This window comes from Saccharothrix coeruleofusca, from assembly GCF_017876325.1.
GTDB lineage: Bacteria > Actinomycetota > Actinomycetes > Mycobacteriales > Pseudonocardiaceae > Actinosynnema > Actinosynnema coeruleofuscum.
Window position 1 is genome coordinate 5,612,613 of sequence record NZ_JAGINV010000001.1, and the last position, 26,838, is coordinate 5,639,450.

General features: G+C 72.9%; 25 protein-coding genes and 1 pseudogene. 12 read left to right on the top strand and 14 right to left on the bottom strand.

Going from position 1 to position 26,838, the window contains the following annotated elements; all coding sequences use genetic code 11:
- Positions 1 to 540 precede the first annotated feature (540 nt).
- From JOF41_RS25370 to JOF41_RS25380, 3 genes are all read right to left on the bottom strand, one after another.
- Complete coding sequence (locus tag JOF41_RS25370; RefSeq protein WP_209622502.1) at positions 541 to 1,173, bottom strand: ThuA domain-containing protein; 633 nt, start codon at positions 1,171 to 1,173, stop codon at positions 541 to 543.
- Positions 1,174 to 1,260: 87 nt separating this feature from the next.
- Positions 1,261 to 1,554 carry a Rossmann-fold NAD(P)-binding domain-containing protein gene (locus JOF41_RS25375; RefSeq protein ID WP_229796343.1) on the bottom strand — a complete coding sequence of 98 codons (294 nt, stop codon included), beginning with the start codon at positions 1,552 to 1,554 and terminating at the stop codon, positions 1,261 to 1,263.
- A gap of 23 nt (positions 1,555 to 1,577) precedes the next feature.
- On the bottom strand, positions 1,578 to 1,778 hold the full coding sequence (locus JOF41_RS25380; protein ID WP_209622505.1) for a hypothetical protein: 201 nt from the start codon (positions 1,776 to 1,778) through the stop codon (positions 1,578 to 1,580).
- A 255-nt stretch (positions 1,779 to 2,033) separates the two neighbouring features.
- On the opposite strand from JOF41_RS25380, the gene JOF41_RS25385 reads away from it, so the two are divergent.
- The 5 genes and pseudogenes from JOF41_RS25385 (at position 2,034) to JOF41_RS25405 (ending at position 4,756) form a co-directional block, all read left to right on the top strand.
- Entirely contained in the window at positions 2,034 to 2,888 is an 855-nt protein-coding gene (locus JOF41_RS25385; RefSeq protein WP_268248880.1) for a helix-turn-helix domain-containing protein, read from the top strand.
- Positions 2,889 to 2,908: 20 nt separating this feature from the next.
- A complete protein-coding gene (locus tag JOF41_RS25390) occupies positions 2,909 to 3,103 on the top strand; it encodes a DUF397 domain-containing protein (RefSeq protein WP_209622509.1) in 195 nt (64 codons plus the stop codon).
- Between the two features lie 157 nt (positions 3,104 to 3,260).
- Positions 3,261 to 3,455 (top strand): DUF397 domain-containing protein, encoded by a 195-nt coding sequence (locus JOF41_RS25395; protein ID WP_209622512.1) that lies wholly within the window; start codon positions 3,261 to 3,263, stop codon positions 3,453 to 3,455.
- Between the two features lie 115 nt (positions 3,456 to 3,570).
- A pseudogene (locus JOF41_RS38675) lies at positions 3,571 to 4,002 on the top strand (MSMEG_6728 family protein); the annotation flags it as partial.
- Between the two features lie 328 nt (positions 4,003 to 4,330).
- Complete coding sequence (locus JOF41_RS25405) at positions 4,331 to 4,756, top strand: DoxX family protein (RefSeq protein ID WP_209622518.1); 426 nt, start codon at positions 4,331 to 4,333, stop codon at positions 4,754 to 4,756.
- A 6-nt stretch (positions 4,757 to 4,762) separates the two neighbouring features.
- Here JOF41_RS25405 and JOF41_RS25410 read toward each other — a convergent pair whose 3' ends face one another.
- Entirely contained in the window at positions 4,763 to 5,533 is a 771-nt protein-coding gene (locus tag JOF41_RS25410) for a putative protein N(5)-glutamine methyltransferase (RefSeq protein WP_189227304.1), read from the bottom strand.
- Between the two features lie 175 nt (positions 5,534 to 5,708).
- Entirely contained in the window at positions 5,709 to 6,425 is a 717-nt protein-coding gene (locus tag JOF41_RS25415; protein WP_209622520.1) for a TioE family transcriptional regulator, read from the bottom strand.
- Between the two features lie 124 nt (positions 6,426 to 6,549).
- Between JOF41_RS25415 and JOF41_RS25420 the strand changes: the two genes are divergently transcribed.
- On the top strand, positions 6,550 to 7,782 hold the full coding sequence (locus JOF41_RS25420) for an erythromycin esterase family protein (RefSeq protein WP_209622521.1): 1,233 nt from the start codon (positions 6,550 to 6,552) through the stop codon (positions 7,780 to 7,782).
- A 9-nt stretch (positions 7,783 to 7,791) separates the two neighbouring features.
- On the opposite strand, the gene JOF41_RS25425 is transcribed toward JOF41_RS25420, so the two are convergent.
- The 4 genes from JOF41_RS25425 to JOF41_RS25440 form a co-directional block, all read right to left on the bottom strand.
- Entirely contained in the window at positions 7,792 to 9,051 is a 1,260-nt protein-coding gene (locus JOF41_RS25425) for an RNA polymerase sigma factor (protein ID WP_189227307.1), read from the bottom strand.
- 48 nt (positions 9,052 to 9,099) lie between these two features.
- Positions 9,100 to 9,531 (bottom strand): YciI family protein, encoded by a 432-nt coding sequence (locus tag JOF41_RS25430; protein WP_189227308.1) that lies wholly within the window; start codon positions 9,529 to 9,531, stop codon positions 9,100 to 9,102.
- Between the two features lie 144 nt (positions 9,532 to 9,675).
- Positions 9,676 to 12,351 (bottom strand): helix-turn-helix transcriptional regulator, encoded by a 2,676-nt coding sequence (locus tag JOF41_RS25435; RefSeq protein ID WP_209622524.1) that lies wholly within the window; start codon positions 12,349 to 12,351, stop codon positions 9,676 to 9,678.
- 529 nt (positions 12,352 to 12,880) lie between these two features.
- Positions 12,881 to 14,149 carry an isocitrate lyase/PEP mutase family protein gene (locus JOF41_RS25440; protein WP_209622527.1) on the bottom strand — a complete coding sequence of 423 codons (1,269 nt, stop codon included), beginning with the start codon at positions 14,147 to 14,149 and terminating at the stop codon, positions 12,881 to 12,883.
- Positions 14,150 to 14,214: 65 nt separating this feature from the next.
- Here JOF41_RS25440 and JOF41_RS25445 point away from each other — a divergent pair, with 65 nt between their 5' ends.
- Positions 14,215 to 14,886, top strand: coding sequence for an ArsR/SmtB family transcription factor (locus JOF41_RS25445; RefSeq protein WP_209622529.1), 672 nt, complete (start codon positions 14,215 to 14,217; stop codon positions 14,884 to 14,886).
- A 1-nt stretch (position 14,887) separates the two neighbouring features.
- Here the strand turns inward: JOF41_RS25445 and JOF41_RS25450 are convergent, their stop codons facing one another.
- Both JOF41_RS25450 and JOF41_RS25455 read right to left on the bottom strand, forming a co-directional pair.
- Complete coding sequence (locus JOF41_RS25450) at positions 14,888 to 15,601, bottom strand: PP2C family protein-serine/threonine phosphatase (RefSeq protein ID WP_189227311.1); 714 nt, start codon at positions 15,599 to 15,601, stop codon at positions 14,888 to 14,890.
- Positions 15,602 to 15,657: 56 nt separating this feature from the next.
- Complete coding sequence (locus tag JOF41_RS25455; protein ID WP_189227312.1) at positions 15,658 to 16,710, bottom strand: ROK family transcriptional regulator; 1,053 nt, start codon at positions 16,708 to 16,710, stop codon at positions 15,658 to 15,660.
- 54 nt (positions 16,711 to 16,764) lie between these two features.
- On the opposite strand from JOF41_RS25455, the gene JOF41_RS25460 reads away from it, so the two are divergent.
- Positions 16,765 to 17,784, top strand: a complete 1,020-nt coding sequence (locus tag JOF41_RS25460) for a Gfo/Idh/MocA family protein (protein ID WP_209622532.1) — start codon at positions 16,765 to 16,767, stop codon at positions 17,782 to 17,784.
- On the top strand, positions 17,781 to 18,245 hold the full coding sequence (locus JOF41_RS25465; RefSeq protein WP_189227314.1) for a heme-degrading domain-containing protein: 465 nt from the start codon (positions 17,781 to 17,783) through the stop codon (positions 18,243 to 18,245). Before JOF41_RS25460 ends, JOF41_RS25465 begins: the two co-directional genes overlap by 4 nt.
- Before the next feature lie 38 nt (positions 18,246 to 18,283).
- Here the strand turns inward: JOF41_RS25465 and JOF41_RS25470 are convergent, their stop codons facing one another.
- Complete coding sequence (locus tag JOF41_RS25470) at positions 18,284 to 19,405, bottom strand: serine hydrolase domain-containing protein (protein WP_209622535.1); 1,122 nt, start codon at positions 19,403 to 19,405, stop codon at positions 18,284 to 18,286.
- Between the two features lie 293 nt (positions 19,406 to 19,698).
- Here JOF41_RS25470 and JOF41_RS25475 point away from each other — a divergent pair, with 293 nt between their 5' ends.
- The gene (locus JOF41_RS25475) at positions 19,699 to 21,315 is read left to right on the top strand and encodes a glycosyl hydrolase family 18 protein (protein ID WP_209622538.1); all 1,617 of its coding nucleotides are present in this window, start codon (positions 19,699 to 19,701) and stop codon (positions 21,313 to 21,315) included.
- A 73-nt stretch (positions 21,316 to 21,388) separates the two neighbouring features.
- Here the strand turns inward: JOF41_RS25475 and JOF41_RS25480 are convergent, their stop codons facing one another.
- Complete coding sequence (locus JOF41_RS25480) at positions 21,389 to 23,143, bottom strand: M14 family zinc carboxypeptidase (RefSeq protein WP_307867528.1); 1,755 nt, start codon at positions 23,141 to 23,143, stop codon at positions 21,389 to 21,391.
- A gap of 141 nt (positions 23,144 to 23,284) precedes the next feature.
- On the opposite strand from JOF41_RS25480, the gene JOF41_RS25485 reads away from it, so the two are divergent.
- Together JOF41_RS25485 and JOF41_RS25490 are read left to right on the top strand one after the other, a co-directional pair.
- Positions 23,285 to 23,527, top strand: coding sequence for a DUF2630 family protein (locus JOF41_RS25485; protein WP_189227317.1), 243 nt, complete (start codon positions 23,285 to 23,287; stop codon positions 23,525 to 23,527).
- Positions 23,528 to 23,593: 66 nt separating this feature from the next.
- Positions 23,594 to 24,421: a MerR family transcriptional regulator gene (locus tag JOF41_RS25490; protein WP_189227318.1), complete on the top strand. Its 828-nt coding sequence runs from the start codon at positions 23,594 to 23,596 to the stop codon at positions 24,419 to 24,421.
- Here JOF41_RS25490 and recD2 read toward each other — a convergent pair.
- Positions 24,418 to 26,601: an SF1B family DNA helicase RecD2 gene (gene recD2, locus JOF41_RS25495; RefSeq protein WP_307867529.1), complete on the bottom strand. Its 2,184-nt coding sequence runs from the start codon at positions 26,599 to 26,601 to the stop codon at positions 24,418 to 24,420. The two genes, JOF41_RS25490 and recD2, sit on opposite strands and share 4 nt — an antisense overlap.
- Positions 26,602 to 26,838: the final 237 nt, after the last annotated feature.

Here is a 26,838-nt window from a genome sequence, read left to right on the forward strand (position 1 = left end):
GCGAGTCGAACGCTCAGGTACCGCGAGTCGAACGCTCAGGACCCCTGAGTTCGTCGTTCGGGTTGGGTTATCCAGCAAAGCGGCGCTCGCCGCGCGGCAGGTCGCCAAGGACGGCGGGTCGCGCCGTCCCCGCATGACCTGCCGAAGGCGAACCACACGCGTCAAGGGGCCCCGGTTCGTGTCCGGGGTTGGTTTCTGCGTTCAGGGCCCCTTGACACGTGCGGTCGGGACGAGCCCAGGTCATACGGGGACGGCGCTCGCGGGCACCCCGCTGCGCGCGCTCCGCGCGCGCCCCCGGTGCGTGGGCAAGTACTACCCGACGGGGTTGGCAGGGCCGGTAACTACTACCCGAGGTGCGGAAGCGCGCGGCGGGGCGCGACAAGCGCGGGTCGAGGCCGCGAGAGTGTGGGTCGGGGTGCGCGAATGTTGAATTCGGGGGTTCTGAGCGTTCGACTCGCGGGGGCGACACGCCCAACACGCCCATAGGTGGGCGACGCTGAGGGTGGGCGTGGCCGTCCTGAGCGTTCGACTTGCGCGGGGTCAGGGGGTGGCGGCCCAGAGGAGGCCGCGCTCGATGATGGTGCGGACTTCGGGGATGTCCAGGTCGGCGGGGGCGTGACCGATGGTGCAGGCGAAGACGCGGCCCGCGCCCCAGCGGCGGGTCCACACGGCGGGGACGGTCACCGGTTCACGCCACGGGGTGTCGGGGCCGGGGGTGAAGGTGGTGGTGGCCAGGACGTCGTTGAGCCCGTCCGACAGCACCCAGTACTGCTCGGTGTGCAGGGAGAAGCCGTCGATGCCCTCCACGATCGGGTGAGACGACACCACCTCCACTCGGTGGTCGACGAACCCGCCGGGGTGAGCCACGAACTGGCCGCCGGTGAGCTGGAGGTAGTCGCGCGACGCCCGGAAGGCGTCCACGAGGCCGCCGTGCCAACCCGCCAGGCCCATGCCCCGGCGCACCGCTTCGACCAGGCCCGCCGACTGGGCGTCGGTCAACGTGCCGTCGCTCCAGCACTGGACCACCAGGTCGACGCCGTCCAGCGCCAGGTAGGCGTCCAGCGAGTCGGCCGTCTCCACGTCGAAGTGGTCGCGCAGGAACGGGACGAACCGGTCGGTGGCTTCCTCGGGGCTGTGGCCGGGCCACCCGCCCCGCACGATGAGCGCTCGCACGTCTCAAGGTCTACCAGCCAGACCCAGGCGGTGACGTGTCGTGGGGCCGGCGCGGTCCTCACGGGCGGCACCGCCCGGGCGCGCGGGCTACGTCAGCCAGACCAGGTGCGGCTTGACGTTCTGGGCGTTGGCGAAGCGGGCGAAGGTGGCGAGGGCGGCCTCTGGACTGGCGGAACTGGTGCGGAAGTCGCCTTCGGTGGAGACGACTTCGGCGCGGTCGCGGAACGCCATGCCGTAGGCGGCGATCCAGCCGTCGTGGCGGTCGCCGTACTCGTGCGCGATGGCGAACAGGCGCGGAGCGTCGTCCTGGGCCAGCCCCCGGAGGAATTCGGCGAACCCGGTCCGGTCCCACAGCGGTTCCAGGTCGGTCAACTCGGTCATGTGGCACGCCTTTCGGAAAGGGGTCAGGTAACCCGGCGGTGTTTGCCGCGTTGTCCTGTGTGGACGAAAGAAATCGATGGGCGCACGCCCCGGATGGCGGCTCGAACCTCGGCGTGGACGAGCCTTCGGACCCTGCGGACCGCGAGTACGGGGACGATCGTCGTGGAAACGGTGAAGCCCGCGATCATGCCCATCAGCAAAGTCACCCAGAACTCACCGTTCACCGCACCTCCAGGCCAATGGGGGTGGCGGGACGCCAAACCGCGTCCCACTGCCACTACTCCTCCGGCATTTCGCCGGAGCGCCCTGCTGAGCCTGCGGAGCGGCAGGGCTTCGCACCTCCCGCCCACCGCGTCGAGGTGCACAGGAAACCTATCGCAGGAAATTCCTACAGGCAGTTACCTGGACGAGTGAACCTGTGGACCACCGGACGTGGGCGCGCGGCAAGATAGCCCCGTCCGTCGAGTCGAGGAGACGACATGCCCCGGAAGCCAGGCCCGACAGTCCTCCGGTGGAAGCTCGGCCGCGAACTGCGCGAGCTCCGGGAGGCCGCCGGGGTGGTCCTGCGCGACGCGGCGAAGGAGATCGAAGTCCAGCCCGGCACCATGTCGAAGATCGAGGCGGGCAAGCAGGCCATCAAAGCGAGCTACGTGAAACTCCTCGCCGCCCATTACGGTCTGTCCGACGTCGAACGGGCCAGGCTGCTCGACTTGGTGGAAGCCGCGAACCAGCCCGGTTACTGGGTCACCTACTCCAAGCTCGTGCCGGACTGGTTCCGGCTGTTCCTCGGGTACGAGCACGACGCCAGCGCACTCCGCTCCTACGAGTCCGAACTCGTGCCCGGCCTGCTCCAGACACCTGCCTACGCGAGAGCGGTCGCCCTGGCCAACAAACCGAACTCGACCGCCGCGGAACTCGACTCCCAGGTCGAACTGCGCCGCGCGCGTCAACAGCGCCTCGCGGAACCAGAGCCGCCGACGCTGCACGCCGTGATCAACGAGGCGGTGCTGCTCCGCAAGGTCGGTGGAGCCGAGGTGATGGCGGAGCAACTCCGGCACCTCGCCGTCCTCGCCGAACTGCCGCACGTCACGTTGCAGGTCCTGCCGTTCGAGGCAGGCGCGCACCCGGCGATGACCGCGCCGTTCCTGCTCATGGCGTTCGACGCCGAACCGAGGATGAACACCGTCTACCTGGAGAACGGCAGAGGCTCGCTCTACTTGGAAAAACGCGCGGACCTGAACCGCTACCAAACCATGTTCGACCAGCTCGCCGCTATGGCGCTCACACCGGAGAAGACGGCGGATTTCCTGGATACAGTTGCCGCGAACCTGTGAGAGCGCGAAGGAGGCACGGGATGTCCCCAGCTCCGTCCCACGTTCTGTGGCGCAAGAGCGTCCGCAGCGGCGGCGAAGGCGGCAACTGCGTCGAGGTGGCGAACACGCTCGACGCGCTGCGCGACTCGAAGAACCCGGACGGCCCGGTGCTCACCTGGACGCCCGCAGCCCTGGCCGCGTTCTTCGCCGACGTGCGGAGCGGGCGGCTGGGCTGAGCCACCGCGCGCCCGAACGGTCAGTTCACAGATCCGCCGGTACCTGGCCGCGTTCGACCAGTTGGCCGCTGCCGCAGCCACTCCTGCGGAATCGCGCGACATGCTGGTTAGGGTTGTCGAGCAGCTGTGAGCCCGACCAGCGAGGAGGTCGCGGGCGATGACTCCGGTCCTTGAACCACCGAGGTGGAGCAAGTCGAGCCGCTCGAACGCCAACGGGGGTGATTGCGTCGAGGTGGCGAACACGCTCGACGCGCTGCGCGACTCGAAGAACCCCAACGGCCCGGTGCTCACCTGGACGCCCGCAGCCCTGGCCGCGTTCTTCGCCGACGTGCGGAGCGGGCGGCTGGGCTGAGCCGCCGCGCGCCCGAACGCTCGGTTCAGGGGTCTGGGCGTGCCGACGGGACGGCCACGGCCCCGGAATGGGTACTGCTGGTTCTCGGCGGTGGCCGTCGGGTAGCCCGTCGGGTGTGCAGACGTTCCTCCCGTGCCCGACGTTCGCCCGCAGCGCCGCCGTGCTCGACACCCGGCGGCTGGGCAAGCAGCGCGTGGAGACGATGCAGATCCTGCGCGCCCTGGTCTGGCCCTCGTACGGGTGGAAGAACCACCCGGCGGTGAAGATGTGGCGCGGCTTCACCCCGGCACTGGTGGCCTACGGGGTGGCCGTGTGCGACGAGTGGATCAGGCGCGGGCACCGCGACGGCGTGCGCGCCGCCCTGCTGCCCTACACCGGTGGCCGGGTGCCGGAGTGGTCGTGGTGCCTGCGGGAGGGGTTGCTGCCGCCGTGGCTGGGTGAGGAGGCGCTGCACCGCAGCCACCAGTCCGCGCTGGTGCGCAAGGACCCGGAGCACTACCGGCCGCTGTTCCCGGACGTGCCGGACGACCTGGAGTACTTCTGGCCGGACCCGGTGTTCCCGATGGAGGTCGAGGACACGCTCGGGCTGGTGGCGTGCTGGCTGGACCAGCCGCCGTTGCCCGATGAGCCGCCCTTGGAGGTGCCGCTGGACCACCGGCCCGGCCCGTCGCTGGCGCGGCAGCCCGACGAGGCGGACTTGGCCGCTATCCAGGCCGAGGCGGACGACCCGCGTCAGGTCCGCTTCTTCCGGCGCGGCCAGGTGCTGCCGCCTCCGACCAGGCGTTTCACCGTGTTCAAGAAATTTTGAGCGCGGATGTCGATCCGGCCCCTCCCCGTTCGTCGCATGGGTGAGACCACCGAGGAGGGGACCGAAGATGACCGACACGACCATCACCGCCACCACCGCCCGCGCCACCGGCAAGCTGAACGACCTGGTGCTCGCCGGGTTCCGGATCGTGGTGTCGTTCCTGTTCGCCTGCCACGGCGCGCAGGGGTTCGGGCTGTTGGGCGGGATCGACGGACAGGGCACCGCGGTGCCGTTCGGGGTGTGGCCGGGCTGGTGGGCCAGCGTGATCGAGCTGGTCGGCGCGCTGCTGGTGCTGGTGGGCCTGTTCCCCCGGATCGCGGCGCTGCTGTGCTCCGGCGCGATGGCCTACGCCTACTTCGTGGTGCACCAGCCCGAGGCGCTGCTGCCGCTGCACAACATGGGTGAGCCCGCCGCCCTATACGCGTGGGCGTTCCTGCTGATCGCCGCGCTCGGGCCGGGCGCGTTCACCGTCGAACGCGCCTTCCGCCGCTGAGCCCCGCTACGCCCTGGTGCCGGTGACGACCGTGGTGTGCCACTCGTCGGACTCGGTCACCTCCGGCACCAGCCCGGCCTCGGCCACCGCTTCGACGATCGTGGGCACCTGCCGACCGCCTGCCTCGAACAGCAGGTGCCCACCGGGGGCGAGCCAGTCCGGGGCGCCCAGCGCGACCCGGCGCAGCACGTCCAGGCCGTCCGCGCCGCCGTCCAGCGCCACCTTCGGCTCGTGGTCGCGGGCCTCCGGCGGCATCATCCCGATGGCGTCGGTGGGCACGTACGGGGCGTTGACCGCCAGCACGTCCACGCGCCCGCGCAGCCCGGCGGGCAGCGCCCGGTACAGGTCGCCCTCGTGGACCCGGTCCGGCCCCAGGTTGCGGCGGGCGCACCGCACCGCAGCCGGGTCCACGTCGGCGGCGTGCAGCTCGGCCACGTCCAGTGCGGCGGCCAGCGCCGCGCCGACCGCGCCGGAACCGCAGCACAGGTCCACCACGACCGGGTGCGGCGGGGCCAGCGCGACGGCCCGGTGGACCAGGAACTCGGTGCGCCTGCGGGGCACGAACACGCCGGGGTCCACGGCGACGCGCAGGCCGCAGAACTCGGCCCAGCCGAGCACGTGTTCCAGCGGTTCGCCGCCTGCCCTGCGGTCCACCAGTGCGGCGAGGTCGTCGGGGGTGCTCGCGGCGGCGAGCAGCAGGTCCGCCTCGTCCTCGGCGAACACGCAGCCAGCGGCGCGCAGCCGGGCGATGACGGAGGAGCGGGGATCAGGGGTCATGAGCGCCTTCCACGAATGCCGTGCGGGCGCTCCCCCTGCGGGTCTAGGCCGCGCTTCGGGGTGGGAGCACCCGACCTGAACTGGCGTTGATCGGTCCCACCTCCTCAAGCCGGTCCGGTTGACGGCTCAACGATAGTCCTACGGCCTCGTGGGCGTCCGAGCAGGCGGGTGGTGGTCAGCGGCCCGTGTGAGCGCGTCGGGTGGTACTTGCGGGCGTGGGGGACAGGTGGGTGTGGAGTTCGGCGGCGGCGGCCAGCATCGCGGTGCCGCGCCGGGTGAGGCGGTCGCGCCAGTCGGCGAGGGCGGCGTCGAGCGGGACCACGCCGCCTGCCTTGCGGACCTGGTCGAGCAGCGGGGCGATGCGGGCCAGCGGGTAGCCGCCCCGGCGCAGCTGGTGGGCCAGGTGGGCGTCCCGGACGTCGGCGGCGGTGTAGACGCGGTACCCGGTCGCCGGGTCGCGCTGGGGCCGGACCACCCCGGCCCGCTCCCACTTGCGCAGGGTCGCGGGCCGCACGCCCAGCTTCCCGGCCAGCGCCCCGACGAAGAACCGCCCCGACCGGGGTGTGGGCGGCGGGGACACGTCGCGCAGCGCGTCCTCGACGGCCGCCAGGGTCCGCCGGTCCTGCAGGAGCTGGGCGTGGCTCTCGTCGACCAGCGTCAGGGCGTCGTCGACCGCGCCCGCGTTCACGGCCCGCATGATCGCCGTCGCGGTCCGGTGGCCGTGGGCCGGGACCAGCGCCAGGAAGGCGCGCAGGGCGCGGGCGTGGGTCTCGCCGTAGACCCGGTAGCCGCTGGGCGTGCGCTCGGCGGGCGGCAGGACGCCCGCGTCCTCGTAGTTGCGCACCGCCTGCGTGGACAGGCCGTGGTCGCGCGCGAGGTCGATGGGCCGCATCTGCGCCGGCTTTCCCCTCGGTTGAAGCTTTTCAGGCATTAGCGCTCGAAAGCGCGGGAAGAGTTTAGACGAGTGGTTCAACGATACGGTAGAAGGTACCGAATCGCTGGGGAGAACCTTCACCATGACCGTTCCGCTTCAGGACGTGGGCCTGCCCTTCGCCACCGAGGACGCCGGTCCCGCCTTCGCCAAGTTCCTGCACTCGCTGCCCGACCGGCCTCGGCTGCTCGGCCTGGGTGAGGCGCTGCACGGCGCGGAAGCGCTGCTGCGGCTGCGCAACCGGGTGTTCCGCCACCTCGTCGAGCACGAGGGCTACCGGTCCATCGCGGTCGAGAGCGACTGCCTGGCCGGTCTCGTGGTGGACGGGTTCGTCGCCGGGGCACCGGGTTCGCTGGACCAGGTGATGCGCGAGGGCTTCAGCCACGGGTTCGGGCGGTCGCAGGCGAACCGCGAACTCGTCGCGTGGATGCGGGAGCGCAACCGGGGCCGCGCCGAGGCCGACCGGCTCAGGTTCTTCGGGTTCGACGCCCCGATCGAGATGATGTGGGCGCACAGCCCTAGGCAAGCGCTTACCGCGCTGCACCGCTACCTCTCCGCGCACGCGGTCCGCGTGCCGTGCGAGGAGGGCGTGATCGACCGGCTGCTCGGCGACGACGAGCGGTGGACCGACGAGGCGGCGGCCCTGGACCCGTCCCGCTCCGTCGGGGCCCGCGCCGAGGTCGGCGAGCTGCGCCTGATCGTGGACGACCTGCGGGCGGCCCTGGTGGCCGAGGCACCCCGCCTGATCGCGGCGACGTCGCGGCACGACTGGTGGGTGGCGTGCCTGCGCGGGCGCGCCGCGGCCGGGTTGCTGCGCTACCACGCGGGCATGGCCGACACTTCCGACGCCCGCCTGCCCCGGTTGATGGACCTGCGGGAGGCCATGATGGCCGAGAACCTGTGCTCCATTGTGGACGCGGAGTGGGAGCGCGGACCCACGCTGGTGTTCGCGCACAACCGCCACCTGCAGAAGGACCCGAGCCGGTGGCAGCTCGCGCGGCACGCGCTGGAGTGGTGGAGCAGCGGCGCGATCGTGGGCGCGCAGCGGGGCGAGCAGTACGCGTTCGTGGCCACCGCGCTGGGCACCGCGCCGGGCCAGGGGATCGGCGCTCCCCCGGCGGGGACGCTGGAGGACGTGCTGGCCCGCCTGCCCGGCGAGGCCCACCTGGTCGACTCGGCGAGCCTCGCCGCGACCCTGCGCGAGGCGGGCGTGGAACCGGCCGCGCGGGTCGGGACTTCCCGCGACCACAGCTACTTCGCCCTCGACCCGGCGCGGCTGGACGGCTCGGACGCGATCGCGTTCCTCAAGCGGCTCTGAGCGTTGAGCTCAGGGGGTCTGAGCGTTCGACTCGCGGGCGCGGGTGAGCAGGAGGGCGCGCTCGCGCTCGTTGCGGGTCAGCGAGGCCGCGCGCTCGAACTCGGCCTTCGCCTCCTCGTGCCTGCCCAGCTTCGCCAGCAGGTCGCCGCGGACGCTGGGCAGCAGGTGGTAGTCCTTCAGCGCGGGCTCGTCCACCAGCTCGTCGACCAGCTCCAGCCCCACCGCCGGGCCGAACGCCATGCCGATCGCCACGGCGTGGTTGAGCTCCACGATCGGCGAGGGGGCGACCAGGGACAGCGCCTCGTACAGGCCGGCGATCCTGGTCCAGTCGGTGTCCTCGGGCCTGCGGGCGCGGGCGTGGCAGGCGGCGATGGCGGCTTGCAGGGTGTACGGGCGGTAGGTCCCGCCCAGCGACTCGGCGCGCTCCAGCGCCGCCAGGCCGCGGCGGATCAGCAGCTGGTCCCACTTGGCGCGGTCCTGGTCGAGCAGCAGCACCGGCTCGCCGTCGGGGCCGGTGCGGGCGCGGGACCGGGACGCCTGGATCTCCATCAGCGCCACCAGCCCGTGCACCTCGGGCTCGCGCGGCATCAGCCCGGCCAGCACCCGGCCCAGCCGCAGCGCGTCCGCGCACAGCTCCGGCCGCATCCAGTCGTCGCCCGCGGTGGCCGAGTAGCCCTCGTTGAAGATCAGGTAGATGACGCCGAGCACCGAGGCCAGCCGGGCGGGCCGCTGGTCCTCGGCCGGGACCTCGAACGGCACGCCCGCCTTGGCCAGCGCCTTCTTCGCCCGCGTGATGCGCTGCGCCACGGTCGGCTCGGGCACCAGGAACGCCCTGGCGATCTCCTCGGTGGTCAGCCCGCCGAGCACTCGCAGGGTCAGCGCCACCTGCGCCTCGGTGGACAGCACGGGGTGGCAGGCGGTGAACACCAGGCGCAGCAGGTCGTCGTCGATCTCCCCGACGCCGTCGCCCGCGTCCGGCGCGTGCTCCTCGGCCAGCCCCCGGCCGACCTCCTCCAGCTTGCGCTGGTAGTTCTGCCGCCTGCGGATGCCGTCCACCGCGCGGTTCTTGGCCGCGGTCATCAGCCACGCGCCGGGGTTGCGCGGGATGCCCGTGCGCGGCCACTGCTCCAGGGCGCTGACCAGGGCGTCCTGGGCCAGTTCCTCGGCCGTGCCGAGGTCGCGGACCATGCGGGCCAGACCCGCGATGAGCCGCGCGGACTCGATCCGCCACACCGCTTCGACGGCGCGGCGCGCGTCGGGAGCTGTCACGACCGTGATGAGATCAGCCCCGACGCGCGCCGACAAGGGCGGGGTGGCTCAGCCCCGCTGCCGGGCGTCGAACTGCTCGCGCAGCTCCTTCTCCCGCTCGACCAGGCCCTCGGGGGCGTTGTCGGCGAAGTCCTCGGGGTCGAAGACCTGGCGGATCTCGATCTCGGACTCCTCGCCGGTGGGGTTGGGCACCCGCTTGACCCACTCGATGGCCTCTTCCAGCGACTTGACCTCCAGCAGCCAGAACCCGGCGACCAGCTCCTTGGTCTCGGTGAACGGCCCGTCCACGACGGTGCGCTTGTCGCCGGAGAAGCGCACGCGCGCCCCCTTGGAGCTGGGGTGCAGGCCCTCGCCCGCGAGCAGCACACCCGCCTTGATCAGCTCCTCGTTGAAGGCGGCCATCTCGGCCAGCATCTGCTCGCTGGGCATCACGCCCGCCTCGGACTCCGCCGTCGCCTTGACCATCACCATGAAGCGCATCGCTGTCCCCGTTCTTCGTCTTCGAGCCGGCTCATCCTGCCCTCTGCACGAGCGACGAACGAGCCGGCCTCCGGGACGACACCTCGGCCGAACTTTTTCCAAGATTTTTTACGACCGGTGTTCCCACAGGTCAACGGCCTGGTGTCAGCCGACGCGGTGGCGGACGGCCTCGCGGGCGATGTCGGTGCGGGAGCGGACGCCGAGCTTGGCCAGCACGTGCGAGACGTGGGTGGCCACGGTGCGGCCGGACATGAACAGCCGCTCGCCGATCTGGCGGTTGGACAGGCCCGCGACCACCAGCTCGGTCACCCGCAGCTCGGTGGGCGTCAGCGAGTCCCAGCCGTGCGCGGTCCGCCGGTGCTTGACGTGCGGGCCGCGCCGGATGCCGTGCTCGCGCAGCCGGGACAGCAGCAGGTTCACGTCCCACTCGGCCCCCAGCGCGGTGTGCGCCTCGACGGCCCGACCGAGCGCGGCGCGCGCGGACGCGCGCTCGCCCCGCGCCGCGAACCCCACAGCCGCGGCTCCCAGCGCCTGCGCCCGCAGCAGGGGGCGGCACGCCTGCTCGGCCACCGCCAGCAGGGCCGCCGGGTCGTCGTCGCACAGCGCCTGGCAGTACGCCGCCGCCGCGCGTCGGTGCGGCACGTCCAGCTCGTCGACCAGCTCCCAGGCGCGTGACCGGACCGCTTCCGCGATCTCCCGCTCCCCCAGCCGCACGGCCAGCCGCGCGGTCTCCGGCAGCAGGTCCTCCGCCGCCGGGTAGCCCGCGGCGAGCACCCGCAGCGCCTCGGCCGGGCGCCCGTCCTGCTCCAGCTCCAGGCTCCTGGCCAGCGCCAGCGAGCCGACGACGTGACCGGTGCCGTCGCGCCCGGCCAGGTCCAGGTGCCGCCGCGCCTCGACCGGCGCGCCCCGGTGCAGGTGGATCAGCGCCGCCACGCCGTGGTCGCAGCGGGACACCAGCGGGTGCTTGAGGTCGTCGGCCAGCAGGTCGACCTCGACCAGCGCCTCGTCCCAGCGGCCCGCGTCGAGCAGCAGCTGGCCCAGCGCGCTCTGCGCCTGCGCCAGCCGCACCAGGTTGCCCGCCCGGTCGGCGGCCTGCCTGACCTCGGCCGCGGCGGCGATCGCCTCCTCGCCCCGGTCCAGCTCGCCCAGCGTCACGGCCTGGTTGATCTGCAGCAGCAGCCGCAGGTCGGCGGTGGCCGGGTCGCCCATCGCGACCGCGAGCGCCCGCTCGAACAGGGGCAGCGCGTCGGCCATCCGCCCGCGCGCCATGCCCACGATGGTGCGCACGTGCAGTGCCCAGCTGGTGGCCCACCGGTCGCCGGTGCCGGTCGCCAGCACGGCGTCGGCCAGCCGCTCCGCGTCGTCGAGCTCGCCCAGGTCCCAGTGCGCCCGCGCGGCCAGCACCAGCAGCCGGGTCCGGTCGGCCTCGGTCAGGTCCGGGGCCTCCAGCGCCCGCCGCACCTCGGCCAGGGTCTGCGCGGAGCGGCCGGTGAGGCTGCGGCACTGCGCGAGCGTCCAGTGCAGGTCCACCGACGCGCCGTGCGCCAGCCCGGCCAGCGCGACGGCCTCGGCGCCGTGGTGGTCGCCCAGCCGGAACCGGGCCTCGGCCAGGTGCGACAGCAGCGCCGCGCGGCAGTGCTCCGCCTGCGGGGCCTCGACCACTCTGGTGAGCAGGTCGACCGCGGCCTCCGGGGCGTGCGCCACCAGCGTCGCGCCGTGCCGCACCACCCACGCCACCACCCACGGCGGCGCGTCGTCACCGCCCGCGAGCAGCTGGCGGGCCACCCGCCTCACCCCCGCCCCGCTGTCGACCAGCGCACGGGCCGCCTCCAGGTGCCAGGCGCCGCGAACGGCGACGGGCACGCTGTCGTACAGCGCGGTGCGCACCAGCGGGTGCCGAAACGACAGCCCTGCCGGGCCGTCCACCAGCACCCCGGTGACCGTCGCGTCCTGCAGCGCGGGCAGCAGGTCGACCACCCGCGCCCCCAGCACGGCGGCGAGGTCGGCGACGGGGAAGTCCACGCCCAGCAGCGCGGCGGCGGCCAGCACCCGGCGCACGCCCTCGCCCAGGAAGCCGACGCGGTCGGCGATGGCGGCCGACAGCGAGGCGGGCACGCCCGCGCCGGTGGACCGGGCGATGCCGGTCGCGTCCACCCGCACCGCGCCGCCGCGCAGCAGCGCCTCCACCAGCTCGACCAGGTAGAGGGGGTTGCCGCCCGCGCCCGCCGCCAGCCGCAGCAGCTCCCGGTCCGGGACGCCGCCGACCAGGTGCGCGACCAGCTCGGCCACGGCCACGTCGCTGAGCCTGCCCACGGTGAAGCGCGGCTCGCGCAGCGCGGCCAGCTCGTCGCGCCGGGGCAGCGGGCGCACCACGCCGATCAGCAGCAGGGGCAGCTGGGGCACCAGGCCCGCCAGCCGCCGCCACACCGCGATGGTCGCCGGGTCGGCCCACTGCAGGTCGTCCACCAGCAGCACGACCGGGCCGATCGCGCACAGGTCGTCCACGCGGGCCAGCAGCCGGTCCTCGGTGGCGGTGACCGGGTCGACGGCCGCGTCCTCCGCCCGCGCGGTGGCCAGCGCCTCCAGCAGCGGCAGCAGCGGCAGCGGCCTGCCCAGCTCGTCGCCCGCGCCGCGGCAGACCCGGAACCCGCGCGCCGCCGCGTTCTCGCACACCGCCCGCACCAGCGTGGTCTTGCCGATGCCCGGCTCGCCCTCGACGAGCAGCGCGGCACCCCGCCCCTGCGCCAGGTCCTCGACCCGTGCCAGCAGGCGTTCCAGCTCACGCTCGCGGCCGAGGAGGCGCAGGGTGACGGCGCGCATACCGGCAGGCTACAAGTCTCACTCGCTGTTAACAAGATTTCGGTGCGACGTGAATCGCTCGCCGATTCTTCTCCCGTTCACCCGCCGGGCCCCGCGTTTTCACCGGTTCCGCGCGGAACTGGTGACGTGAATCGTTCCACCGGCTCGCGGAGTCGCCCCGACGACCCGAGACGCCCGACGAAGGGACCGTCTACCAGGTCTTTCACGAAAAAGTGAGCGGCTGGAGCGGATGGCACGCCGCTGGACCGATTGATTCTGCAGGTTCTCCGCCAGGGGGTGTGCAACAATTCGGAATCGATCACACGTGGCCAGAACGGAATAATTCCCGGTCGCCGGGAATGCGCCATCAAGACCCGTTCGCCACCCCATCTTCGTCACTGTCCGTGTTCGACAGGGCGTTGACCCCGGTGGTGCCGACCACCGGACTCGCCCCATGCGTCGCGGAGCGGTCCTGGCGGTGGTCACGGCACCGGCGGCCGGATGCTGGTGCACCCCTTCGCCCCGCTGTCGCGCACACCCGAGCCGCACGTCAAACCCGAACTAGCGCCTGCACCTGCCGGTAGTCGGGCGCCTCGCCGACCGGCTCGCCGTCCCGCACGGCGAGCGCGGTCGCGACCGCCGCGCCCAGGGCGGCGCGGAACAGCAGCGAACCGGTGCTGACCCGCCGCACGCCCAACTCCGCCAAGGTGTCCAGGTCCAGTTGCGCCAGCACGTTCAGCGGCACGGGCAGCGCAGCGACGAGCGCCTCGATCGCCGAGGGCTCGCGCAGGCCGGGCACGAAGATCCCGTCCGCCCCGGCGTCGACGTACCTCAGCGCCCGGTCCAGAGTGGACGGCTGGTCCGCGTTCAGCCAGTAGGTGTCCACGCGGGCGTTGACGAACAACCCCGGCGCGCCCTCCTTGAAGCCGCGCACCACCCGCGCGTGCTCGGCCGGATCGCCCAGGGCGTCCTCCACGTTGACCCCGGCGACGCCGATCTCGGCCAGCCGCGCGGCCAGCTCGCGGGGATCGGCCCCGAAGCCGGACTCCACGTCGACCGTGACCGGCACCGGCAGCCGCACCAGCAGCCGGGCCAGGGCGAGGGTCTCCGCCAGCGCCACACCCTCGCCGTCGGGGAGGCCGTGCGCGGCGGCGACGCCGAGGCTGGTCGTGCCCACGGCCGGGAACCCGGCTTCGACCAGCGCCGCGGCGGAGGCGAAGTCCCAGGCGTTGGGCAGCAGCAGCGGCCGGTCGCCGTGGTGCAGGCGGTGGAACGCGGTCGCGCCCTCGGCGAGGGCGAGCGCGTGCGCGCGGCCGGGGCAGGCGTGCCTGCCCGCGCCGAACGGGCGTGCCGCGAGGTCGACCTCGACCAGCGAGCCGTCCGGCGCGACCCGGCGGGTGCGCGGGACCGGCGGGGTGTCGCCCCGGATCAGCGCGGCGGTGGCGTCGCGGGCCTGCACCAGCAGGCCGATCCGGTTGGCCGTGGTCTCGTCCCACGCGCCGCCGCAGGTGGCGACCAGCCGCGCCACCGCGGCGTCCGCCGCCGGGGTGGCCGGGACGTGCGGCTGGTAGCAGGCGGCGACCAGGGCTACGTCGGAGGTGACCGAGCGCGGCAGTCCCATCGCCTCGGCCAGCGCGGCGACGTGGTCACCCGGCTTGGCCAGCGCCGCCGGGTCTATTGTGGACAATTCGCGCAGCACGAGCGCGCGCCTGCGCTCGTGCGCCTCGCCTTCGCTGAACCGCGCCACGTGGGCGCGCAACCACGCCACCCCGGACGCGGCGTCGGGCACGGCGGGGACGGGGAGTTCCAAGGGGTCCATGGCGGCCACGCTAGGGCGGGGACGCTTCGGCGTGGACCGAACTGTCCTGGGCGCACAATGGCGGGGTGGTCGCCGAGGAGATCGCCCGCCTGGCCGGGCTGCTTGCCGAACCGAGCCGGGCGCGGCTGTGCCTGGCGCTGCTGGACGGCCGCGCCTGGACGGCGGGCGAGCTGGCCGCCGAGGCGGGGGTCGCGCCGTCCACCGCCAGCGAGCACCTGACCCGGCTGGTCGAGGGCGGGCTGCTGGTCCAGCGGCGGCAGGGGCGGCACCGCTACGTCCAGCTGGCCCGCCCGGAGGTGGCCGCGCTGCTGGAGGCGCTGCTCTCGCACGTCGGCCCGGTGCCGCCCCGGCCCGCCCTGCGCGCGGTGCGCGCCTCCGCCGCGCTGGCCGAGGGCCGCACCTGCTACGACCACCTGGCCGGGCGGCTGGGCGTGGCGATCACCGAGGCGATGGCGGCCAGGGGCCTGCTCGGCGACGGCATGGCGGTGACCGACGCGGGACACGCCTGGCTGGCCGCGCTGGGGCCGGTGCCCACCGGCTCCCGCCCGCTGGCCCGCGAGTGCCTGGACTGGACCGAGCGCCGCTCGCACCTGGCGGGCCGCGCGGGCGCGCACGTCTGCGCCCACCTGCACGCCGAGGGCTGGGTGCGCCGCGTCGGCGGCACCCGCGCCGTCCGGGTGACCCCCGAGGGCCGCGCCGCCCTGCGCGCCCTGCTCGACCTCACGCCCGAGGGGTGAGTCAGGCGGGCAGGACGTCCACCAGCAGGCAGGTGATGTTGTCCGGGCCGCCCCGCGCGTTGGCCGCCGCGATGAGCGCCTCCACCACCTGCTCCCGGTCGCCCTCCGCCGCCAGCAGCTCGGCGATCTCCGACGGCGCGACCACGTCGCTGAGGCCGTCCGAGCAGATCAGGTACCGGTCACCGGCGAGCACGTCCTGGAAGAACAGGTCCGCGTCGTACTCGCCGCCCGCCTGCAACGCGCGCAGCAGCATCGACCGGCCGGGGTGCTCGGCGGCCTGCTCGGCGGCCATCCGGCCCTCGTCGACCATCGCCTGGACCATGGTGTGGTCCCTGGTGACCTGGCTGAGCTGCCCTTCGCGCAGCAGGTAGCAGCGCGAGTCCCCGATGTGGCACACGGCGAACCGCTCGCCGTCCCACAGCAGCGAGGTGAGCGTGGTGCCCATCCCGCGCATGTCGGGGTTCTCCTCTGCCAGGTCGGTCAGCCGGACCGCGATCTGCCTGGTCGCGCCTGCCAGCTCGGTGAGCGGGTCGTCGGCGTCCACGTCGAGGTCGGCCAGCACCGCCACGGCGATCGAGCTGGCCACCTCCCCGTACGCGTGGCCGCCCATCCCGTCCGCGACGGCGAACAGGCGCTCGCCGCAGTGCACCGAATCCTCGTTGGCCTCGCGGCGCAGTCCGGGATCGGTGCCGACGGCGTAGCGGAGCGAATACATGCCACACAGTGAATCACCCGCGCGAACAGCGGCGACGGGCGCTGTCCCCTTCGCGGTCAGCGCGGACGGCCGTAGAACTCGCTCAGGACGAGCATCGCGGCCCCCGCCGCGACCACATCATCACCCAGAGGTGTGATACCGACGTCGACCGGCAGCCAGTCGTCCACCGGCATCCGGGCGCGCACCGCGGCGGTGTACGCCTCCGGTTCGGACAGCACCGCGCGCCCCGCCAGCACCACGTGGTCCACGTCGAGCAGCTGCACCAGGTCCGCCACGGCCAGGCCGACCACGGCGGTGGCCCCGGCCAGGTCGCCGCGGGCGGCGGCCAGGTTGTGCACGGCCTCCACGCACCCGGTCCGCCCGCACACGCACGGCGGCCCGTCGAGCTGGATGGTGGTGTGCCCGAACTCCCCGGCGTTGGTCCGCGCGCCCCGGTAGACCTGGCCGTCGAGCAGCAGCCCGACACCCAGCCCGGTGCCGACCAGCACCAGCACCGCGTCGCGCAGCTGCTCGCCGCGCCGCCACGACTCGGCGACCACGGCGGTGTTGGTGTCCTTGTCCACGACCACGGGCAGGCCCAGCCGCCGCTCGGCCAGCGCGCGCAGCGGCACGTCGTGCCAGCCGATCAGGCCGGTGGCGTCGTGCACCACGCCGGTGCGGTGGTCCAGCGGGCCGACGAACCCGATGCCCACGCCGAGCAGCCGGTCGGCGGGCACCGGCGCGCGCATCCGGTCGACCAGCTCGGCCAGCGCCTCGACGAACGTGGGCGGGTCGAAGCCGCGCGGCAGGGGGGCCACGGCGCGGTCCACCACGTCGCCCGCCAGGTCGGCCAGCACCACCCGCAGCTCGTCGCGCTCCACCTGGGCGCCCAGCGCCAGCCCCCGGTCGGCGACCAGCCGCAGCAGGGTGCGGGGCTTGCCCACGCCGACGTTGCGGGTGCCGGACTCGACCAGCAGGCCGTCGGCGATCATCCGGTTGACGATCTTGGAGACGGCCTGGGGGGTCAGCCCGCTGCGCTCGGCCAGCTCCACCCTGGTCACCGCGCCGGACCGGGTCAGGCCCAGCACCACCGCGTCGTTGTAGCCGCGCAGGAAGCGCAAGTTCGGCACGTGGGCATCATCGCACGTCTAGCAGTTAGTCAACAGTGTTGTTTTAATAATTCCATGTCCGTCCGAACTGGAATACTGGGTTACGGTATCGCCGGGAGGGTGTTCCACGCCCCCCTCATCGAGGCGACACCGGGAATGACCGTCTCGGCCATCGTCACCACCGACCCCGACCGCCGGGCCGCCGCCGCGGCGGCCCACCCCTCGGCGCGACTGCTGTCCACCCCCGAGGAGCTGTTCGCCGCCGGGGTCGACCTGGTGGTCGTCGCGGGCCCCAACCGCACCCACGTGCCGCTCGCGCTGGCCGCCGTCGAGGCGGGCATCCCGGTCGTGGTCGACAAGCCCTTCGCGGCCACCGTCGCCGACGCGCGGCGGGTGCTCAAGGCCGCCGAGCAGCGCGGCGTGCCGGTCACGGTGTTCCAGAACCGGCGCTGGGACAGCGACTTCCTCACCGCGCGAGCGCTGCTCGCCGAAGGCGCGCTGGGCCGGGTCGCCCGGTTCGAGTCCCGGTTCGAGCGCTGGACGCCGACGCCCGACGACGGCTGGCGCGAGCGCGCCGACGCCGACGAGGCGGGCGGGCTGCTCTACGACCTGGGCTCCCACCTGGTCGACCAGGCCGTGCAGCTGTTCGGCCCGGTGGCGTCGGTCTACGCCGAACTCGACCAGCGGCGGCCCGGCGCGCGGGTCGACGACGACGTGTTCGTGGCGCTGCGGCACCACAACGGCGTGCGGTCGCACCTGTGGGCCAGCCACACCGCCGCGCACCACGGACCCCGGTTCCGCGTGCTCGGCTCCGAAGCGGCGTTCGTCAGCCAGGGCCTGGACGGGCAGGAGGGCGCGCTGGCCGCGGGCCTGCCCTTCGGCGGGCTCACCACCCCCGCCGTGCTGGGCGTGGCGGGCGGGTTCACCCCCGTGCCCGGCGTGCCGGGGGCGTACTCGGAGTTCTACCGGCTGCTGGTCGCGGCGCTGACCGAGGGCGGGCCGCTGCCGGTGGCCCCGGAGTCGGCGGTGTACGCGCTGGGACTGATCGAGGCGGCCTTCGAGTCCGCCCGCACCGGAGAGGTGGTCGCGGTATGAGCGCGGAACTGCTGGCGGAACTGGCGGCCCAGGAGGAGCGGCTGGTGTTCACCCGCTTCGACAACGAGACCGCGCTGGCGCTCGGGCTGTTCCTGGTGGACGCGGCCCGCGCGCGGCGGCTGCCCGTGGTGGTGTCGGTGCGGCGCGGGCAGCAGCGGCTGTTCCACGCCGCGCTGCCGGGCACCTCGGCGGACAACGACGCGTGGATCGACCGCAAGAGCCGGGTGGTGGACCGGTACGGGCACAGCTCCTACCACGTCGGCACCAGCTTCCGGGTCCAGGGCAAGGAGTTCGACGCCGACTCCCGGTTGGACACCGACCTCTACGCGGCGCACGGCGGCGTGTTCCCGGTGATCGTGCGGGACGTGGGCGTGGTCGGCACGGTCGGTGTCTCCGGGCTGCCGCAGGCCGAGGACCACGCCTTCGTGGTGGAGCAGCTGGCGGCGTTCCTCCAGCGGTGAGCGCGGGGCGCCCCCGCACCGGGGGCGCCCCGACGTGCTCAGCAGAACACCTCGTCGAGCAGCTCCCGCAGCCCTTCCACCTCACCCTCGTCGGGGCCGCTGCTGAACGACACGACCAGGCGCGTCCCGGTGTCGGCGGTGCTCAGCACCGCCGACGAGTAGCCGAAGATGACCCCGTCGTGCCCCCACGCCGTCGTGCCGCACGACATCGGGTAGGCGGCGAAGCCCAGGCCGTACCCCTCGCTGAACGGCAGGGACTTCATCATCTCGGCGAGCTGGGCGGGCTTGAGCAGTTCCCCGCCCAGCAGCGCGTCCGCGAACCGGTCGAGGTCGGCGGTGGTCGAGATCATCGACCCCGCCGCGCCCGCCACCGACGGGTTGAACCGGGTGATGTCCTCGACCCGTCCGTCCAGGCGCACGTAGCTGTGCGCGTGCGGGCCGGGGATGCCCGGCCGGTCACCGGGCAGGAACGTGGCGCGCAGCCCCAGCGGACGCAGCACGCGGCGCTCGACCTCGACGTCGTACGACCTGCCGGTCACCTGCTCGATCAGCATCCCGGCCACGGCGAAGTTGGTGTTGGAGTAGTCGAACCGGGTGCCCGGCGGGAAGTTCAGCGGCTTGGCCGTGGACAGCGCGACCAGCTCCGCGGGCTCCCAGTGCTTGTAGCGGATCTTCAGCTGCTCCACCGGATCGCTCGGCAGCGATCCGGTGTAGTCGTGCAGGCCGCTGGTGTGCTGCAACAGCATCCGCACGGTGATCCGGTCGCCGTCGGGCAGCAGTCCCGGCAGGTAGCGCCCCACCGGCGCGTCCAGCTCGACCCGGCCCTCGCCGACCAGTTGCAGCACCACGGTCGAGACGAACGTCTTGGTGACGCTGCCGATCCGGAACCGGCCGTCCAGCGGCACCGGCCGCTCCCGCCCCCACTCGGCCACGCCGCTGCGGGCGGCGAACTGACGATTGCCTTCGGTGATCCGAACTTGGACACCCGCCGCGCCCGTGCGGGTCATGGCGTCCAGCGCCCGCTGCACGGCGGCGCGGTCGATCCGCGCCGCCGCGTCCGCTGACGTGTCCGCCGTCGCCGTCGCCGTCGCCGTCGCCGCGCCAGTCGCGCCGAGCACTAAAGCCGTGACGACCGCCGCGGCCCATCCCCTCTTGCCCATCGGTGTTCCCTCCCTCGGCATCGGGCCACCGAGTCTGGCCGTCCGGGGAGATCACCTCGTCCATCCCCGGTAGGGGTGAGGAATGCGACTCCCGTTTGATGCGATGCGCGAGTCGCTGTGCGTGAACACCCGACTCGCACCGCAGGGAGGGCCGAATGGCGGTCGGGAGCGCTTTCACCGGCCTGCCGTTACGCCGTTCGAGTGACAAAAGTGGTCTAGACCTTGACCGTGAACTGGTCTGGACCAGATCTTCTCCCCACCCTGCCTCCCCTCCTCCCCTGCAAGGAGCATGGATGTCGAGAATCCGATGGCACCTCACAGCACTGTCCGTAGCGGTGGCCACGGCGGCCGCCGGCCTGGCCGCCGCCCCGGCCGCCAGCGGCGCGGCGGGCGTCTCCGCCACGTTCACCAAGGGCGCTGACTGGGGAACCGGCTACGAGGGCAAGTACACGATCGCCAACGGCAGCGGCGCGGCCCTGTCCAGCTGGACCCTCGAATTCGACCTGCCCGCCAACCACAAGATCAGCTCGCTGTGGGACGGCGCCTACACCGCCAGCGGCCAGCGCGTGACCGTCAAGAACACCTGGAACGGCAGCGTCTCCCCCGGTTCCACGGTCAGCTTCGGCTTCAACGTGACCTACACCGGCTCCTACGCCGGCCCGACCAACTGCAAGCTCAACGGGGCGTCGTGCGACGCGGGCGGGACCATCCCGACCACGACCACCACCACGACGACCACAACCACGACCACGACGACCACCACCACCAAGACCACTGACAACCCGTCGGTGGGCAGCCGCAAGAACCTGGGCTACTTCACCCAGTGGGGCGTCTACGGTCGCAAGTACTACGTCAAGAACATCCACACCAGCGGTTCGGCCGCGAAGCTGACGCACATCAACTACGCGTTCGGCGACGTGAAGAACGGCCAGTGCGCCATCGGCGACGCCTACGCCGACTACGACATGGGCTACACCGCCGAGACCTCCGTGGACGGCGTGGCCGACAGCTGGGACACCGGCGCCCTGCGCGGCAGCTTCAACCAGCTGCGCAAGCTGAAGAAGATGTACCCGCACATCAAGGTGCTGTGGTCGTTCGGCGGCTGGACCTGGTCCGGCGGCTTCGGCCAGGCCGCGCAGAACCCGGCCGCCTTCGCCGAGTCCTGCTACAAGCTGGTCGAGGACCCGCGCTGGGCGGACGTGTTCGACGGCATCGACATCGACTGGGAGTACCCCAACGCCTGCGGCCTGACCTGCGACACCAGCGGCTTCGGCGCGTTCAAGGACGTGTCCAAGGCGCTGCGCGACCGGTTCGGCCCCGGCTACCTGGTCACCGCCGCGATCACCGCGGACGGCAGCGACGGCGGCAAGATCGACGCGGCCGACTACGGCGGCGCGGCGCAGTACCTGGACTGGTACAACGTCATGACCTACGACTACTTCGGCGCGTTCAACGCGCAGGGCCCGACCGCCCCGCACTCGCCGCTGACCTCCTACCCCGGCATCCCGCAGCAGGGCTTCGACTCCGACTCGGCGATGCGCAAGCTCAGGAGCAAGGGCGTGCCGGCTGCCAAGCTGCTGCTCGGCATCGGCTTCTACGGCCGTGGCTGGACCGGCGTGACGCAGTCCGCTCCGGGCGGCACGGCCACCGGCGCCGCTCCGGGCACCTACGAGGCGGGCATCGAGGACTACAAGGTCCTCAAGAACACCTGCCCGGCCACCGGCACCGTCGCGGGCACCGCGTACGCCCACTGCGGCAACAACTGGTGGAGCTACGACACCCCCGCCACCATCGGCGGCAAGATGAGCTACACCAAGGACCAGGGCCTCGGCGGCGCCTTCTTCTGGGCGCTGGACGGCGACACGTCCGACGGCGAGCTCATCACCGCGATGAGCAACGGCCTGCGCTGACCCCCGCAGCACCCGGAGGGCCCCGCGGACACGACGTCCGCGGGGCCCTCCGCCGTTGTCAGATCAGCCGTTGTCAGATCAGCAGGCTCCACGAGTCCAGGCGGCCGGTGTCGCCCAGGTACACGTCCTGCACCCGCAGCTTCCACTCGCCGTCGCGGGCCTCGCCGGAGAGGTTGACGGTGTAGGTCGCGTCGATGTTGTCCGTCCCGTCACCGCTGGCGGGCTTGAGCTGGTACACCGAGCCGTCCGGCGCGATCAGGTCGAGCACCAGGTCGCCCCGGTAGCTGTGCTTGACGTGCACCTCCACCTGCGAGGAGGCCGAGGCGTTGCCCGCGCAGCCGGTCACCAGCACCGAGCTGGTCACCGCCGCGCCCCGGTCCGGGATGACCACGTCGGTGTCGTTGACGCGCTTGTCGCACCCCGTGGGCAGCTCGGGCGCCGCGTACGGGGCGGCGGCCTTCTTGGCCGCGTACAGCAGCATCGGCTTGACCTTGGGCCAGAACGTGCTCTCCTGGCAGGAGTAGGGCGGGAAGAAACCGCCGCACGTGCCGCTGGACGGCCCGATCTCCCACACGAAGCTGGCCACGCCGAGGTCGTCGTAGACCCAGTCGTCCGTCGCGCCCGCGGCGTTGTAGAGCACCTCGCCGGGCTGCCCGTACTGCCAGCCGGAACCGGCCAGGCCCACCAGGTCCTGCGCCATCTTGCGCAGCGGCGCGTCGTTGCCCGTGCTGTACTGGGTCGTCCAGCCCCACGGGAACAGCACCAGGTTCGAGTAGCTGTGCATGGAGACCACCACGCCGGTGGTGTCGGCGGGCGCGGCGTCGGTGACCTTGGTGCCCCGGCGGTCCCGGTACAGGCCGCGCCAGAGCCCTTGCAGCGCCTTGGTCTCCGCCTCCGAGTTGGCGCTGGGGCCCTTGTAGCTCTGGTCGCACGGGTTGCTGGAGGTGCCGTCGCCGCCCCAGTGCGAGTCGGTGTTGCGGTTGAGGTCGACGCCGAGCTGGCTGCTGGACGTGCCCGAGCAGTTGGAACCGTTGGTGCCGTTGGCGTTCTTGCGCTGGTAGCGCGGAGAGTTGCCGCCCTGCTGCACGATCTCCACGCCGTCGGGGTTGGCGATCGGCACCACCCACACCTCGGTGCTGTCCAGCAGCGCCGTCACCTCGGCGTCGCTGCCGTAGCCCCGCGTCAGGTGGTCGATCCACCGCCACGCCACGTCACCGGTGGTCACCTCGCGCGCGTGCAGCTGCCCCATCACGAAGAACCTCGGCTTGGGCGCGTTCGGGTCCAGCGCGCAGTCGCCGTCGTTCTTCTTCGTGATGCAGACCGCCCGCAGGTCGTGGCCGCCCGCGCCCTGGGTCTTCTTCCACGAATCGCCGTAGTCCACCACCGTCGCCAAACCGGGGTACTGCGCGGCCACCTGGTCCAGGTGCGCCCAGTGGGCGTTGATCGTGCGGTAGCCGCCGTAGTACGTCTCGTCGATCGAGGCGGCCTTCGCCTCCCGCGCCGGGGGCTGCCACAGCGGCGGCGGCATCACCTCGTCCACGACGGCCTGGAACCCGGCCTCGCGCAGGCGCTGCCCGGTGGCCTGGTCGCCGAGCACGAACAGGTCCTCGCCCTCGCGGTGCTCCAGCACGTCGAAACCCCGGCCGAGCAGGTCCTGGGCGGCCTGCCCGAGGGGCGCGCGGACCTGGTAGACGTAGGTCGGGCCGGGCTGGTCGGCGGGCGGGGCGGGGGCCGGGCCCGCCGTGCTCGGCACGCCACCGGCGGCGACCGCCGCGGCGGCGACACCGGCGACGACCATGGTCACCACTGTTCGTCTGCTGGACTCCACGTGTTTTCCTTCCTCGCAGGGTGATCCGAGGATGGAGCACCCCGCCCCGCGCGCGACACCCGCCGAACGGCCACTCGTGCGCGTGTTTTGGTCACCGTGCGCGAGGTACCCGGAGGTTGCTCCGAACGGAGGTGGAACCACGTGACCGACGAAGAACTGGTCGCCCGGATCAACGAGCTGGTCGACGAGGAGCACAAGCTGGAGCGGTCCCGCACCGGCGAAGGGCTCTCCGACGACGACGCGCGGCGGCTGCGCGAACTGGAGGTGTCCCTGGACCAGACCTGGGACCTGCTGCGGCAGCGCCGCGCCCGGCGGGACGCCGGGCTGGACCCCGACGGCGCCCAGCCGCGCGACCCCGGCACCGTGGAGGGCTACCGCCAGTAGTCGCCGCGGTAGTCCTGGCGGCAGCGACTTGACCCTGCCCCTGGGGCGCGCCCCAAGCTCTCCGGCGTGGAGGATGTGCGGGTGGCGGAGCTGCTGGGGACCGGTGAGTTCGCGCGCCGGTCCCGGCTGTCGCTGAAGGCGCTGCGGCTCTACGACCGCCTCGGCCTGCTGGTCCCGGCGCGGGTGGACCCCGGCAACGGGTACCGCCGGTACCGGGCCGACCAGCTGCCGGTGGCCAGGCTGGTGGCGCGGCTGCGGATGCTGGACATGCCGCTGGCCACCGTGGCGCGGATCGTGTCCGCCCCGCCCGACGAGCGCGCCGCCCTGCTCGCGGCGTACTGGGACGGCGTCGAGCAGCGGGTGGCCGCCCAGCGGACCCTGGCCGCGCACCTCCGCGTGGTGTTGTCCGGAGGGAAGGGGCTGTTGGAGATGTACGAGATCGCGCAACGATCGGTCGGCCGCCAGGTGGTGCTCACCGAGCAGCGGCACGTCACGCCCGAGCAGTTGCCGGAGTGGATCGCCGAGGCGACGGACCGGCTGGAGAAGGCGGCACGGGCGCACGGGGGCGTGGCGGGCGCGTCGTTCGTGGTCTACCACGGCGACGTCAACGAGGACAGCGACGGTCCGGCCGAGGTGTGCGTGCCGATCGAGGCGGACGAGGCGCCCGCCGACGCGGCCGCGCGGGTCGAGCCGGAGCACCGCGAGGCGTACGTGCGGCTGACCAAGGCGCAGGTGCGGTACCCGCAGATCCTGTCCGCCTACGACGCCGTGGCGGAGTGGATCAAGGCCAACGGGCACGAGATCGCCGCCGCGCCGCGCGAGGTGTACTTCGCGGGCTGGGGCGAGAACGGACCCGACGACGCGGTGTGCGACGTGGCGTTCCCCGTGCGCTAGATCGCGCAGGCGAGCCGGTGGTCCAGCGCCGTGTGGCGCCGCCCGGCGCCCACGGTGCGGACCGCCTGCCCGATCGCCTTGCGCGAGCCCACCAGCACGACGAGCTTCTTGGCGCGGGTGACCGCGGTGTAGAGGAGGTTGCGCTGCAACATCATCCACGCGCTCGTCGTGATTGGGATGACCACGCATGGGTACTCACTGCCCTGTGAGCGGTGAATCGTCATGGCGTAAGCGTGGGTCAGCTCGTCCAGCTCCCCGAACTCGTAGTCCACGTCCTCGTCCTCGTCAGTCCGGACCGTCAGCTTCTGCTCCACCACGTCGAGAGCGGTGACCACGCCGAGGGTGCCGTTGAAAACCCCGTTGGCGCCCTTGTCGTAGTTGTTCCGGATCTGGGTCACCTTGTCCCCCACCCGGAACACGCGCCCACCGAACCGGCGTTCCGGCACGTCCTTTGTGGACGGTGTGAGAGCCTCCTGCAGCACCGCGTTCAGCGCTCCCGCGCCCGCGGGACCGCGGTGCATGGGGGTGAGCACCTGCACGTCGCGCCGCGGGTTCAGGCCGAACTTGCGCGGGATGCGCTCGGCCACCACGTCCACGGTGAGCGCCGCCGCCTCCTCGGCCTCCTCCACGGGGAACAGGAAGAAGTCCGGCAGCCCCCGCACCACCGGGTAGTCGCCGGAGTTGATCCGGTGCGCGTTGGTCACCACACCGGACTCCTGCGCCTGCCGGAAGATGCGGGTCAGCCGCACGTGCGGCACCGGGCTGCCCGGCGCCAGCACGTCGCGCAGCACCTCGCCCGCGCCCACCGACGGCAGCTGGTCCACGTCGCCGACCAGCAGCAGGTGCGCGCCCGGCGCGACGGCCTTGACCAGCTTGTTGGCCAGCAGCAGGTCCAGCATGGACGCCTCGTCCACCACGACCAGGTCCGCGTCCAGCGGCCGGTCCCGGTCGTAGGCCGCGTCACCGCCGGGCCGCAGCTCCAGCAGCCGGTGCACGGTGCGCGCCTCGTGCCCGGTCAGCTCGGTCAGCCGCTTGGCCGCGCGCCCGGTCGGCGCGGCCAGCACCACCTTGGCCCGCTTGGCCAGGGCCAGCCGGACGATCGAGCGGACCGTGAAGCTCTTGCCGCACCCCGGCCCGCCGGTCAGCACCACCACCTTGCGGGACAGCGCCAACCGCACCGCCTCGCGCTGCTCGTCCGCCAGCTCCGCGCCCAACCACGCGAAGGCCCGGTCCCAGTCCACGTCCTGGAACGCGGGCATCCGCTCGGCGTCGGTGCCCAGCAGCGACCGGAGCTGGTTGGCCAGCGAGATCTCCGCCCGGTGGAAGGGCACCAGGTAGATCGCGGGCTCGCCGTCGGGCAGCAGCTCGCGCACCACCCCCTCCTCGGCGACCAGCTCGGCCAGGCACTCGATCACCAGCCCCGCGTCCACCTGGAGGATCTTGATCGCCGCGCCGATCAGCTCGTTCTCCGGCAGGAAGCAGTTGCCGTCGCCGGTGGCCTCGGACAGCGTGAACTGCAGCCCCGCCTTGACCCGCTGCGGGCTGTCGTGCGGGATGCCCACCGCCTTGGCGATCACGTCGGCGGTGCGGAACCCGATGCCCCACACGTCGGTGGCCAGCCGGTAGGGCTCCTCGCGCACCACGTCGATCGACTTGTCCTGGTACTGCTTGTAGATCCGCACCGCGAGCGAGGTGGACACGCCGACGCCCTGGAGGAAGACCATGACCTCCTTGATCGCCTTCTGCTCCTCCCAGGCGGCGGCGATCATCTTCGTGCGCTTGGGCCCCAGCTTGGGCACCTCGATCAGCCGTTCCGGCTGCTGCTCGATCACGTCCAGCGCGGCCACCCCGAAGTGCGAGACGATCCGGTCGGCCAGCACCGGCCCGATACCCTTGATCAGCCCCGAGCCCAGGTAGCGGCGGATGCCCTGGACCGTGGCGGGCAGCACGGTCGTGTAGTCGTCCACGTGGAACTGCTTGCCGTACTGCGGGTGCGACCCCCACCGCCCGCGCATCCGGATCGACTCGCCCGGCTGCGCGCCCAGCAGCGCCCCCACCACGGTGACCAGATCACCGCCGCGCCCGGTGTCCACCCTGGCGACGGTGTAGCCGGTCTCCTCGTTGGCGTACGTGATGCGCTCCAGCACCGCTTCCAGCACCGCACCGCCACCAGCAGTCACCCCGCCACCCTAACCACGCCCCCCGACACCCACCCCTCCCCCCGCGCGTCGCCCCCGCACCCCCCCGTCCACCACCCACGCCCCCACCACGCCCTCCCCCGGTGTCGCCCACCTATGGGCGTGTTGGGCGTGTCGCCCCCGCGAGTCGAACGCTCAGACACCCCGAATTCAACATTCGCGCACCCCGACCCGCGCTTTCGCACCCCGACCCACACTCTCGCGGCCTCGACCCGCGCT

Excerpts from the sequence above, each read along its gene's own strand:
- JOF41_RS25475 (WP_209622538.1), top strand. The coding sequence starts at position 19,699 with ATGTCGAGAATCCGATGGCACCTCACAGCACTGTCCGTAGCGGTGGCC.
- JOF41_RS25465 (WP_189227314.1), top strand. The coding sequence starts at position 17,781 with ATGAGCGCGGAACTGCTGGCGGAACTGGCGGCCCAGGAGGAGCGGCTG.
- JOF41_RS25420 (WP_209622521.1), top strand. The coding sequence starts at position 6,550 with ATGACCGTTCCGCTTCAGGACGTGGGCCTGCCCTTCGCCACCGAGGAC.
- JOF41_RS25385 (WP_268248880.1), top strand. The coding sequence starts at position 2,034 with ATGCCCCGGAAGCCAGGCCCGACAGTCCTCCGGTGGAAGCTCGGCCGC.
- JOF41_RS25450 (WP_189227311.1), bottom strand. The coding sequence starts at position 15,601 with ATGTATTCGCTCCGCTACGCCGTCGGCACCGATCCCGGACTGCGCCGC.
- JOF41_RS25470 (WP_209622535.1), bottom strand. The coding sequence starts at position 19,405 with ATGGGCAAGAGGGGATGGGCCGCGGCGGTCGTCACGGCTTTAGTGCTC.
- JOF41_RS25435 (WP_209622524.1), bottom strand. The coding sequence starts at position 12,351 with ATGCGCGCCGTCACCCTGCGCCTCCTCGGCCGCGAGCGTGAGCTGGAA.
- JOF41_RS25440 (WP_209622527.1), bottom strand. The coding sequence starts at position 14,149 with ATGGACCCCTTGGAACTCCCCGTCCCCGCCGTGCCCGACGCCGCGTCC.
- JOF41_RS25390 (WP_209622509.1), top strand. The coding sequence starts at position 2,909 with ATGTCCCCAGCTCCGTCCCACGTTCTGTGGCGCAAGAGCGTCCGCAGC.
- JOF41_RS25375 (WP_229796343.1), bottom strand. The coding sequence starts at position 1,554 with ATGACCGAGTTGACCGACCTGGAACCGCTGTGGGACCGGACCGGGTTC.
- JOF41_RS25410 (WP_189227304.1), bottom strand. The coding sequence starts at position 5,533 with ATGACCCCTGATCCCCGCTCCTCCGTCATCGCCCGGCTGCGCGCCGCT.
- JOF41_RS25430 (WP_189227308.1), bottom strand. The coding sequence starts at position 9,531 with ATGCGCTTCATGGTGATGGTCAAGGCGACGGCGGAGTCCGAGGCGGGC.
- JOF41_RS25415 (WP_209622520.1), bottom strand. The coding sequence starts at position 6,425 with ATGCGGCCCATCGACCTCGCGCGCGACCACGGCCTGTCCACGCAGGCG.
- JOF41_RS25460 (WP_209622532.1), top strand. The coding sequence starts at position 16,765 with ATGTCCGTCCGAACTGGAATACTGGGTTACGGTATCGCCGGGAGGGTG.
- JOF41_RS25405 (WP_209622518.1), top strand. The coding sequence starts at position 4,331 with ATGACCGACACGACCATCACCGCCACCACCGCCCGCGCCACCGGCAAG.
- JOF41_RS25395 (WP_209622512.1), top strand. The coding sequence starts at position 3,261 with ATGACTCCGGTCCTTGAACCACCGAGGTGGAGCAAGTCGAGCCGCTCG.